Annotated in this window: 8 protein-coding genes; 4 read left to right on the top strand and 4 right to left on the bottom strand. The window is 47.4% G+C overall.

Translation table 11 applies throughout. The annotated features are described in order from the left end of the window. Positions 1-87 precede the first annotated feature (87 nt). From DUW71_RS01760 to DUW71_RS01750, 3 genes are all read left to right on the top strand, one after another. Positions 88-1,539 (top strand): methyl-accepting chemotaxis protein, encoded by a 1,452-nt coding sequence (locus tag DUW71_RS01760; protein ID WP_119393527.1) that lies wholly within the window; start codon positions 88-90, stop codon positions 1,537-1,539. A 150-nt stretch (positions 1,540-1,689) separates the two neighbouring features. Beyond that, complete coding sequence (locus tag DUW71_RS01755) at positions 1,690-2,583, top strand: RHS repeat-associated core domain-containing protein (protein WP_119393526.1); 894 nt, start codon at positions 1,690-1,692, stop codon at positions 2,581-2,583. Next, positions 2,546-3,052, top strand: coding sequence for a hypothetical protein (locus DUW71_RS01750; protein ID WP_119393525.1), 507 nt, complete (start codon positions 2,546-2,548; stop codon positions 3,050-3,052). The genes DUW71_RS01755 and DUW71_RS01750 overlap by 38 nt, the downstream gene beginning before the upstream one ends. A 408-nt stretch (positions 3,053-3,460) precedes the next feature. Here the strand turns inward: DUW71_RS01750 and DUW71_RS01745 are convergent, their stop codons facing one another. Further along, positions 3,461-4,483, bottom strand: a complete 1,023-nt coding sequence (locus DUW71_RS01745) for a Fe(3+) ABC transporter substrate-binding protein (RefSeq protein ID WP_119393524.1) — start codon at positions 4,481-4,483, stop codon at positions 3,461-3,463. Between the two features lie 211 nt (positions 4,484-4,694). Here DUW71_RS01745 and DUW71_RS01740 point away from each other — a divergent pair, with 211 nt between their 5' ends. Further along, entirely contained in the window at positions 4,695-6,326 is a 1,632-nt protein-coding gene (locus tag DUW71_RS01740) for an ABC transporter permease (RefSeq protein WP_119393523.1), read from the top strand. A 152-nt stretch (positions 6,327-6,478) separates the two neighbouring features. Here DUW71_RS01740 and DUW71_RS01735 read toward each other — a convergent pair whose 3' ends face one another. The 3 genes from DUW71_RS01735 to DUW71_RS01725 all read right to left on the bottom strand — a co-directional run bounded on the left by DUW71_RS01735 (position 6,479) and on the right by DUW71_RS01725 (position 11,243). Further along, positions 6,479-7,894 (bottom strand): phosphoglucomutase/phosphomannomutase family protein, encoded by a 1,416-nt coding sequence (locus DUW71_RS01735; RefSeq protein WP_119393522.1) that lies wholly within the window; start codon positions 7,892-7,894, stop codon positions 6,479-6,481. Between the two features lie 109 nt (positions 7,895-8,003). Next, positions 8,004-10,403, bottom strand: coding sequence for a GH36-type glycosyl hydrolase domain-containing protein (locus DUW71_RS01730; protein WP_119393521.1), 2,400 nt, complete (start codon positions 10,401-10,403; stop codon positions 8,004-8,006). Between the two features lie 570 nt (positions 10,404-10,973). Then, entirely contained in the window at positions 10,974-11,243 is a 270-nt protein-coding gene (locus DUW71_RS01725) for a hypothetical protein (RefSeq protein WP_119393520.1), read from the bottom strand. Positions 11,244-11,348: the final 105 nt, after the last annotated feature.

Below are 11,348 nucleotides of genomic sequence, written 5' to 3'. Positions count from 1 at the left end.
GACCAACGCAGGCGATCAGCAGGCTAAATTTCTCTGCAGCGACTACACTTGCAAAATTGTTATGCTTCGGCTGTGAATGGAGACATTATGATCAACCCTCTGTCTTGGTACTTCACCTTGTTTAAGCCTGCGAAGCGCCCATCTAGTGATTTGGCTAGCGAAAATACCAACATCGTGTTGCTGTACACGTTTTTTGGCTACCTTGTTTGGTTGTATAGCTGGATGAAATGGCAAAGCTTTGATGTGCCAGCGTTGGTGCTCACATCCTGGTTGGTACTGGCTGCTTCCTTGGCAACCAGTTTGCTCATTAAGTTTGGTGCCAATATTGCGCTTGCCATGCATGTGATGTTTTTGGGGGTAACGGCTCACTCGCTTAATATGGTTTATCAAACCGGCGGCCTGGATTCGCAGCATATTCTTTGGGTAGTAGTAAACATTGTCTTGGTGTTTTTGGTTGCCGGGCGCTTATCTAGTTTGTTGTGGGCGGCGGTGAATGGCTTGGCACTGATTTTTTTTATGGTTTTGGCCTTTTCCGATTCGCACCAAGCGCCTAACGTGACGCTAACCGCCGACGAGCTTCGTACCGACACCATATCTGGCTATTTATTGCCTCTGATACTTGTCACCATTGTGCAGTTATTCGGTCATAGATTGCGAACGAACAGTACGAACAAGGCAAGTATGGCCCTTGCGCAAGCAGAAACGACGGCAAAATCGCTCGCCGTCAGCATGGAACAGTCACAAACCATGCTGCACGTTGCTAAATCAAATATTGACGTGTTGGTACAAGCAACAAACGACCTGCAAGCCGTGCAGCATCGCGTTCGCGAAAATATACAACACATGACTCAGCAGTCGGCAGAGCTGGCCTCATCTTCTAGTTTTTTTAATAAACGTTTACAAGAAATTGAACAGTCTTTGCAGTTAGGGCAAACAATGGTTAGTGAGCTGTCGGCGCAATCGACACAAGCTCAAGACCTTACCGTACTAAGCGCTTCGGCAATGGGCGAAGTGGTTGCTGCCATGCAATCTATAAAAGACAACAACGATGCAATAGGTGAGGCCATTGGCGTGATCAATAGTCTTGCCCAGCAAACCAATCTGCTGGCGCTAAACGCCGCGATCGAAGCTGCTCGTGCCGGAGAAAGTGGCCGCGGATTTGCCGTAGTTGCCGATGAAGTCAGAACCTTGTCTGGTAGGTCTAACGCCTCGGCCGATGAAATACGAGAGATACTCTCAAGATCTATTGCTGGCGTGGAGCAGGGTGTGCACGTCGTCGATTCCGCTAAGCAGCGTTTGGCAGAGGTTGAAGAAACGGTAGAAAGTATTAACCAAAAAATGCAAGGGATATCGACACAGATTTCGGCGCAAAACCAAGATGTGTTAGAAATCACCAAGTACTCAGCAACCCTTGCCAGCATTTCGACCGACCAAAATGCTGCCGCCGAATCGTTGCGCGAAAGCCAAAACCAACTAGAAAACATACTCAATCAAATTCGTGAGCTATCGCAAAATATGGTGGACGTTGTACAAGCGTAAAATTGTACAAGCGTGAAATTGTGCAAGCGCTGAGCAGTCCGGTGTTATCCTTTAATAACGAAAGATGTTATTCAAGGTGAGTCGAAGGGTTATCCTTATGGTGGCTTCCCTGATGGTCATACGGATGCGCGTTGGAACACAACCTTTGCTATGCCATACTTGTTTACCGGTCGTTATTCAGACCCAATGAGCAACCTAACGCATATGGATGCCCGTTGGTACAGCGCCGATATTCAGCGCTTCTTGCAGCCGGATTACTACAACATTGCGCAACTGCAAACACCAATGGCTGCCCGCCATTTGTTGCTGGCTAAATCAGGCTTGACTCGTCAAGACTTAATGATGGACCCAAGTCAACAGATACGTTACGGCTATGTTGGTGGCAACCAGTTAGGTAAGCTGGATTGGAATGGGTTGTTCCAAGGTGTTGATGTTACACAAGACTTGCAGGATCTCGGTGTTGAGATGGAAAGCCCGTACAACTCTTTCGCTGATTTTAATGAAGCAACAAAATTTACAGTAAGAGTAGGCGGGGCTTTGGAAGCAGGGTCAGGAGTGGGATTGGGATTGACAGTAATCCCACAAGGAGGAGCGTGCCCAGCTACATTCGGAGCCTCGTGTTTGAGTGCAGGTCAAACAGCAACTCTTGCGGGGGCATTGTTTGTGAATGGTATGAATAAGGTATTTACTGGGCAAGGAGCTGCAGCGAATGTTGCCGAAGCGCTTGGGGCGTCAGACGAGACTATTGCCACCATTACAGCTGTTGATGATACGGTTGGGCTTGTTGTCTCTGGAGGCATTGCCGCTCCTGCTGCTGCAGTGTCCATTGCAAACACATCAATGAAGTTGAGTGTTAATTCTACGCGAAACATGCAGAGGTTGGTTGTAAGAGCACCTAATGGTCGTGCTGCTAACTCTCTTAGTACCATGGATGCGGTTTCGACATCAATTGACCTCTTTAACTCACCCTACAATTTACTTGCGCCACCCGAAGGGGCCTTTGTGAATGATGCCGAAAATCAGACTTGCCGAGTGGTTAACTAAAAAAATCTTTAGGCCAATTAACGGAGAGAAGGGCGTGAGCCCTTCATCTTTATATATCGTAAGGGCTATTCTATTTAGTTTGTTAGCAATCATTGTGTTTTTTCTTTCATCTTTTGTTATACCAACGGATTTAAAAAAGGTTACATTGCACGAGTCGGTTGTAATATGTAAGGAAAAACACGTTAAACTAGACGGAATTATTAAGGTTCAAGGAAAACTAAATGGCGAATATGTTGAGTACTATAATCTAGAAGCGCTAGATTGTGATTTCTCTTATCGTAATTATGGTTTGATAGACTTGGTTTTGTATGGTAATAAAATATACTCAATAGAATGGCGGGGTGACTATATATACAGAAAGTCAAGAATGGAGATGAATTATGAGATTTATTCTATGCGTTTTATGTTTGCATTAATTCCATTAGTTGCCGCTGGGTTTAATGTGATGTTCTTTGTTTATCGGAGGTGAATTTAGGTAGTTCCAAGGTGCCCGCGTGCTTTCTATCGCTATTTAGCCATAGCCAATATTAAAAAATAATAATATTAAGCTGGGCACCCAGCTCAAGAATAACTACCGGGACACCCATCGATTTTTGAATGAATGCGGGCACCCTCCTCAAAACAACATGGTATCGGTATCGAGTGCGCAGGGCCAGGGTGTGCAGAACTGGCATTACACCATTCAAGGTGAGTCGAAGGGTAAAGTAGGTAGGTGATAACGGGCTTTATTTTATGTGTTTATAAAAAGTTGTATAAGGTTGTAAAAATCAAGTAAAAAATATCAAAAAATTTATTTTTACAAATAAAAATAGCGCCCTAAATAGAGCGCTATTCTATCCAATCCCTTCAAGAGATTCGGCTTCCTAGCCAGTAATGCTTACTTCCAGCCAGACTCGTTCAACAGTTTTTGTGCTGCTGGTACGTTGTCGGCAATAGTAGCTGCGTCTAGGTCGTCTGGCTTAAATAGGCCAAGCTGTGCAACAGATGGGCTTAAGCCAACGCCTGGTACTGCTGGGTACTCGTCGTTACCAGCAGAGAAGTACTCTTGCGCAGATTCAGATGCTAGGTACTCAAGGAACTTGATGGCGTTTTCTTTGTTCGGTGCGTGTGCTGCTACGCCACCACCAGATAGGTTCATGTGTGAACCGTATGAGTTCTGGTTCGGGAATACCCAGCCAATCATGTCTACGCTGTCTGAAACGCCGCTTACGTCTTTACGTAGTGCACGACCAAAGTAGTAAGTGTTGCTCATGGCAATATCACACTCGCCAGAAACAATGCCACGTAGCTGGTCAGTATCGCCACCTTGTGGATCGCGAGCAAAGTTTGCTACTACGCCTTTTGCCCAGTCAGATACTGCTTCTTCGCCTAGGTGACCGATTAACGCGGCAGTGATGGTTTGCGTGTAAACGTTAGATGAAGAACGGATACAAATCTGACCTTTGTATTTAGGGTCGGCTAGTTCTTCGTAAGACTGAGGTGGGTCTTGCACGTCGTTTTTGTCATAGAACAAAATACGCGCACGTTGTGAGAAGCCGAACCACTGGTTTTCATCGTCTTGTAGGTAGGCAGGAATTTTGCTTTCTAGCACGTCAGAGTCGATTGCCTGAAGTACGCCAGCGTCTTTCGCGCGCTCTAAACGAGAGGTGTCAACGGTTAGAAGAATATCAGCCGGGCTGTTGTCGCCTTCCGATACCATACGAGTGATCAGCTCGTCGGCATTGCCTTCAATACGGTTGATCTTGATGCCGGTCTTTTCTTCAAAGTCGGTGTACAAACGCTCGTCTGTGTCGTAGTGGCGCGAAGAGTAAATGTTCAATTCGCTGTCGGCGTATACAGATGTTGAAGCTGCTACGACTAAACCGGCAATCAGCTTAGTTTTGAAAGAAGCGCGTTTCATGCTTGTCTCCAAGGTTATGTACTTAATGTTATGTACTGTTAAAACTGTTTAAATTAGATGCTTAACAAGAATTGTTTGTATTTATACCTGAAACGAAATGAAAATGCGATAGAGTCTCAGTTAAAAAGTTGTAAGTTTTATTTAATGCGAATCATTGTTAGTTGACCCTCGGGCAAGTAAACTAGCGCAGTTGTCGTTGTACAGGTTCGTTATGAAGCGTGGTATTGCAGATCATATAATTAAGTGGGCCGCCATTGCCGTGGCGGCGTTTTGTTTATTGCCTATGGTTGCTGTGTTGATTGCTGCTATTACGGGTAACACAGAGACCCTTTCTCACCTAGCCGACACTGTACTGCTGCGCTACACGCTTACCACGCTTACATTGCTTGTAACTGTGTGCATTGGTGCTGCCATAATAGGGACTGGCGCGGCATGGTTAGTAACCATGACTCAGTTTCGCGGGCGTGGCATTTTAGAAGTGATGCTGGCGCTGCCATTTGCCTTTCCTGCTTATGTAATGGGCTATGCCTACACCGATTTTCTCGACCACGCTGGGCCTGTACAAACTTTGCTGCGCGATCTCTTCGAATGGGGGCCTCGCGACTACTGGTTCCCAGAAATACGCAGCACCGGTGGTGCGGCGATGATGTTTATTTTGGTGCTTTACCCTTATGTGTACCTGCTGGCACGCACGGCTTTTTTACGTGAATCAGTGAGTGCGAACAATGCGGCGCGCTCGTTGGGGGCAGGGCCTTGGTCGGCGTTTTTCCGCATTTCAATTCCGATTGCCCGCCCAGCCATTGCCGGTGGTGTGTTGCTAGCTGCTATGGAAACCATTGCCGATTATGGCACGGTGAGCTATTTCGGCATTCAAACCTTTGCCACCGGCATTTATACCAGCTGGTTTTCGTTAGGTGACCGCGCCGGTGCCTCGCAGTTGGCGCTGGCTTTGCTGATATTTGCTTTGTTTCTGGCAATTCTTGAGCAGGTGCAGCGCGGCTCGGCGCAAAGCCACAATGCTGGGCGTCAAGATGTGCGGCCAAACCGAGCTCAATTACGTGGCGCTAAAGCAGTAGGCGCTTGGTTATTTTGTGCGTTGCCGGTGTTATTGGGGTTTGTATTGCCGCTAGTTCTGTTGTTTGAAATGAGTTTTGAATCCGAGCAGGTGTTATTTAGCGATCGTTATTTAGGCTTTATTAAAAATTCACTTATTTTGGCGTCCACAGCGGCAGCTGTTACCGTGTCGCTAGCTATTGTATTAGCCAGCTTTCGCCGTTTTCAGCCAGGGCGCTTGGCTAATGCGGCAGCGAATATCTCGCGTATTGGTTATGCCGTACCTGGTGGGGTGATTGCCGTTGGTTTGTTAGTGCCGTTTGCTGCCCTGGATAACCGCATTGATGACTTCTTTGAAGCCACCTTTGGTATCGACACTGGCTTGTTGTTTACTGGCTCCATTGCGGTACTGGTTATGGCTTATATGGTGCGATTTGTCTCGGCAGCCTTGTTTACTTACGAGGGTGGCTTGAGCACAATGCATCGCAATGTGGATGACGCCACCCGCACGCTAGGGTTTGGCTCTGTGAGTATTTTAGGCCGCATTCACCTACCTGTGTTGCGCACCAGTGTGTTTACCGCCTTCTTGCTGGTGTTTGTTGATGTCATGAAAGAACTGCCCGCCACGCTGATTATGCGGCCGTTTAACTTCGATACCCTGGCAGTACAAGCGTTTCGCTTGGCGTCAGATGAGCGTTTAGAAGGCGCTGCAGTGCCGTCGCTGATCATTGTCGCAATTGGTTTGATTCCGGTGATATTGCTGTGTAAGCGCATAGCGCAGCGGCGGTGATGGGTTAGGTATTACGAAACCTAGGTTCGGGAAACATAGATCGTTGCTGATACTTGTTGCCCGACAAGTCGTGCAACCTACGGTAGGTTTTACGAACCGGAGGTTCGGGAAACAATGTATGAGGCGGCCCAGTAACAGAGCCGCCAAATGATTTAAATCGCCAAGAAGTCCTTGAACGTTTTAACCAGTACTTCTGCTTTTTCCATGTCGCTGTCTTCTGCGAAGATACGCAGCAGTGGTTCTGTGCCAGAGAAGCGGGCAACCACCCAGCTGTTATCGGTGAAGTAAACTTTTGCACCATCGGCGTAGCTTACTTTTTCGATTTCTTTGCCAGCAAACTCAGGCAGCGCTTTGTCTTCGTAGATGGTTTTCCACAACTCGTCTTTGCGTGAAGCTTTAAAGGCACAGTTACCTTCAGCGGTTGCAAATGTGCCGTACTTACCGAAGATTTCGTCCAATAGCTCAGACAATTTCTTACCGGTTACACAGATCATTTCAACTAGCACAGCCGAGGCGAATACGCCATCTTTTCCTTTAATATGGCCACGTAGCGTTAAACCACCAGAGCTTTCACCACCCAGTAGCGAGTTGTCTGCTTCCATGCCAGATGAAATGTGCTTAAAGCCAACTGGTACTTCGAAGCATTTTTCACCAAAGTCTTCCGCAATTTTATCTAGTAGGTGTGTTGTACATAGGTTGCGTACAACGCTGCCTTTTTGGCCTTTATACTGCAGCAAGTAGTAGTACAAGAGTGCCAATACTTCATTCGGGTGAATGTAGCGGCCATGCTCGTCAATGATACCTAGGCGGTCACCGTCACCGTCAGAGCCAATACCAATGTCGTACTTGCGCTCAACAACCAAGCTGCTTAGCTCAGTTAGGGTGTGCGCGTATGGTGAAGGCAGGCGGCCACCAAAGCTGGTGTCGTGATTGTCGTTAATCACATCCACTTGGCAACGAGCCGTAGACAATACCGTTTGCAGTGCGTTTTTCGCTACACCATGCATTGGGTCAACCAGTACACGTAGGTTGGCGTTGCGGATAGCCGGTACGTCTAGGTAGTTCAAGATCGAGTCAACGAAGTCATTCATTGGGCGAATGATTTCGATCTTGCCCGCTTCAACTGCTGCTTCGAAGTCGATCTCTTTAACATCGGCAATCGTCAGCTTGGCAATGCCAGCTTCTAAGTCTTCTGTTACTTCTTCGGTTGCATCGCGACCGCCTTCAGTAAACAGTTTAATACCGTTGTAGTCGTATGGGTTGTGTGAAGCAGTAATGCATGCGCCGTATGGCATGTTTTGCTCTTTTACCACAAACATAACGGTTGGGGTTGGGACCGCATGGTCGATTAGCTTCACGGTAATGCCATTTGCTGCTAGTACCGAGCTTAGCCATTTGCTTGCTTTGTCTGATAAAAATCGACGGTCGTAACCCACACAGAATTCTTTATCGCCGTGGCCTTGCTCAATCATTAGGTTGGCAATGGCTTGCGATACGATGCGAACGTTGTCGGCGGTAAACTCTTCACCAATGAATGAGCGCCAGCCGCCGGTTCCAAATTTGATCATTTCTAACTCCTCTTAAGGAAAAAAGGCGCATTCAAGTGAACGCGCCTTTTGCAGAAGTCTCAGCTAATAACTGAAAAAGAGACAGGTTGTGAGACTTCCGCAGTAGGCATTAGCCCATTACCACAACAACTTCGTTCACTGAACCTTCTGCTTGCGCAGGAATTTCGCCAGTCACTTCAGTGCCGTTCAACGTGATTGACTTAACGCCTTTGCTCACGTGGTTCGGGTTCTGAACTGTGATGTTGTACTGCGCGCCGCGCCACTTACGTTTCACTTCGAAGCCGTCCCAAGCTGTTGGGATACATGGATCGATGATCATGCCGTTGAAGTTGAAGCGCACACCATAGATGTAGCTTGTTGTGGCAACGTATGCCCAACCAGCTGAACCAGTCAACCAAGGGTGGTTGGCACGGCCATGGTCTTTATGGTCGCGACCCATTACGAACTGGCAGTAAGAGTACGGCTCGGAAATGCGCGTCTCAACCTGGTCGTTGAAGTTAGCCGGCAGTAGGCTGTCTACAAACTTCATTGCACGGTCACCGCGGCCAAGTACTGCTTCAGCAGCCCATGCCCATGGGTTAGGGTGCGAGAATACCGCGCCGTTTTCTTTCACACCTTGGTATACGCGAGTCACGAAACCGATGTCGTCGTTAGGTGTTGCGAAAGACGGAGCATTTAGGTGTAGGCCGTAGTCTGAGTAGAGGTACTCATCAACTGAGTCCATCGCTTTCTCAGCGCGCTCGCCTTGTGCACAACCAGATAGTACCGCCCAAGTGTTCGACTCTAGGTGTACCTTACCTTCAGTTTGCTCGCTAGTACCAACAGGCTCACCATGCTTAGTGATACCACGGATGTACCAGTCGCCGTCCCATAGGTGCTCTTCGCACGCTGCACGTACAGTTTCAGCCATCTCGGCATACTTCTTAGCATCGTCGTCTTTGCCAAGGAACTTAGCAATTTCAACAAACTCTTCACAAGCCCAGAAGTGTAGGAAAGACACCATCGCAGACTCACCACCACCTAGGTTTAGGCAGTCGTTCCAGTCAGCGCGCAGACCCTTACAGATACCAGTTTGACCAACGTACTTAGCAGAGAACTCAAGCATACGAATCATGTGCTCGTATACTGTCTCTTCACCGCCGTCTGCGTAAGTGACTACTTCGTTGAAGAAGTCAGTATCGCCAGTTTCCTGAACGTAACGCGCGATGGTTGGCACCATCCATAGGTGGTCGTCCGAACATGTGTCGTCGATACCGTGGATCTTGTCTTCGTCGCTTGGCGTTGGCACAACGGTCGGAGACTTCGAAGGCTTAACGTCTTTACGATCTGGATCGAACCAGTCTGGATCGAATAGGTGTAGGCCATAACCAGCTTTTACCTGACCGCGTAGTAGGTCAACCAAACGCTTCTTAGTCATGCCTGGGTTAGTGTGCGGAACCGCCATGGCGTCTTGCGCCGTGTCGCGGTAACCCAAACCAGTACGGCCACCTACTTCAATGAATGAAGCAAAACGCGACCAAACCACACAGGTTTCCGCTTGGTATAGCGTCCAGATGTTGGTCATGGTGTCTAGGTTTTCGTGTGGAGATTTCACTTGGAACATCTCACAACGCTCATCCCAGTGTGCCTTGATGTCAGCGAATGCTTTATCAACGTTCGCCATATCTTGGTACTTAGCACGTTTTTCTTTGCCTAGGCCTTTACCAATACCTAGTACAACAGAGAAGCGAACTTCTTCACCTGGCTGTAGCGTGAATGCTTTGTGCAGCGCACCACAGTGGTTGTAACAAGTTTGTGCTGAGTTAGAGCACTTGCCGTTTTCAACGGCAATTGGGTTGGCTTCGTCACGGTACATGCCTAGGAAGGTGTCACGCTGACCGTCGTAGCTGTCTGGATCGAAGCTAGAAGCGATGTAGTACCAACCTTCGTACTCGTTGGTGTTGTAGTACAGGTCGTACTCCAAAACGCCTTCTTCATAAGAAGTACCAGCAGAGTACAAGCTCATCTGGTGGTTTTGGTTGTCGCTCTTAATGTGGCTGAATGAGAATTCAACATAAGTGAAAGCGCTAATGGTACGCGGCTTGTCGCTAGTGTTCTTAATGCGAACATCCCATAGCTCTAAGTCTTCACCTTTAGGTACCAACAGAGTTTTTTCTGCAACAATACCGTTGTATTCGCACTTGAACTTAGAATATGACAGACCGTGGCGAACTTCATATTTCGCTTCTTCTAAGTTCTTTGCAACTGGCTGCCAAGAAATAGACCAGAAATCACCAGTTTCGTCATCACGTAGGTATACGTAGTGACCAGGACGGTCTTGCGTGAAGTTCGGGCGGAACTTGGTCACACGGTTGTACTCTGGCGAGTTGTAGAACGAGTAACCGCCAGCATTGTGAGAGATAACAGTCGCGAACTTCTCAGTACCTAGGTAGTTGGTCCAAGGAGCTGGTACGTCCGGTTGAGTAATCACGTATTCGCGATTCTCGTTATCAAAATAGCCGTATTGCATGTTTGACTATCCTATTGTTGCAGTGATTTAAAATTGGTCTCTATATTCTGGTGATATGTAATAATACCAATTGGAATATAGCGATCGGTTATTGTGAGCGACAAATAAAATACCTATTTGCGGCGCTTTTCTAACGAAATTATTGCCTACTTATTGCTCAGTTTTGCCAGTCTACGGAGCACTTTTTGAGCGCAAGGTGAGTGCAAAACTAATTAAGATCGTGAGCAGAGAGTACCGTAGAATCTAAGATCTAGCAATTCTTACTCGCTAACAGGTTAACAGCCTGAACTTAGTCTGTGACTTTTTTTGCAAGAATGATGATCTAGCGCAACGGCCAGAGGCGGTGTCATAAATTTGGCAATTGGTATGCAATAGATTTTCATCGGCTCTAAGCCGTTGAATTGCCTAGAGAATACCATTTTGGCGTGAGGGTGTAATACCAATTGTGTGGGGAGTTTTATCTAAGGGGGCATGTGTCGCCAATCCAAAAAAAGGCCACCCAAGGGGTGGCCAAACAACAATCAAGAGCAGAGAGGACGAAACGGGTACTGCTTTATCCCTAATGATTCGTCACTTCAAGGTAGTGAGTTGGCGAGTCAGAAGCCATCCTACTACCAGCATTAAGCTGACAAACAGGGCAAGTGAGCCAGCAGGGCCAAGAACAACCGCCATCAAGATCGCCACTGCAGTCGCCGCAATGCTTGCAAGTTGAGCAAGGGCAAGTGAGGGGTTCATTGTGCTAAATCCGGGCCGGTTTACGCACTTTAAGCCAGGGCAGGCCATAAGGGCGATTGACACAACAAACATGAGTCCTGCAAGCAATGCAAAAGCGATTAACATGTTGCGCTCCAGATGATAATTATTCTCGACAAGGGTTATGCTAGACAACTTGTTTTCTGGTGTCAATGAAAATAGTTATCAATTAGATTAAATAAAAAAGGCCAT

Source organism: Salinibius halmophilus, from assembly GCF_003577475.1.
Taxonomy (GTDB): Bacteria; Pseudomonadota; Gammaproteobacteria; order Pseudomonadales; family Natronospirillaceae; genus Salinibius; species Salinibius halmophilus.
Note: the sequence above shows the minus strand (reverse complement) of the source record. Positions and strands in the feature narration are given on the sequence as shown.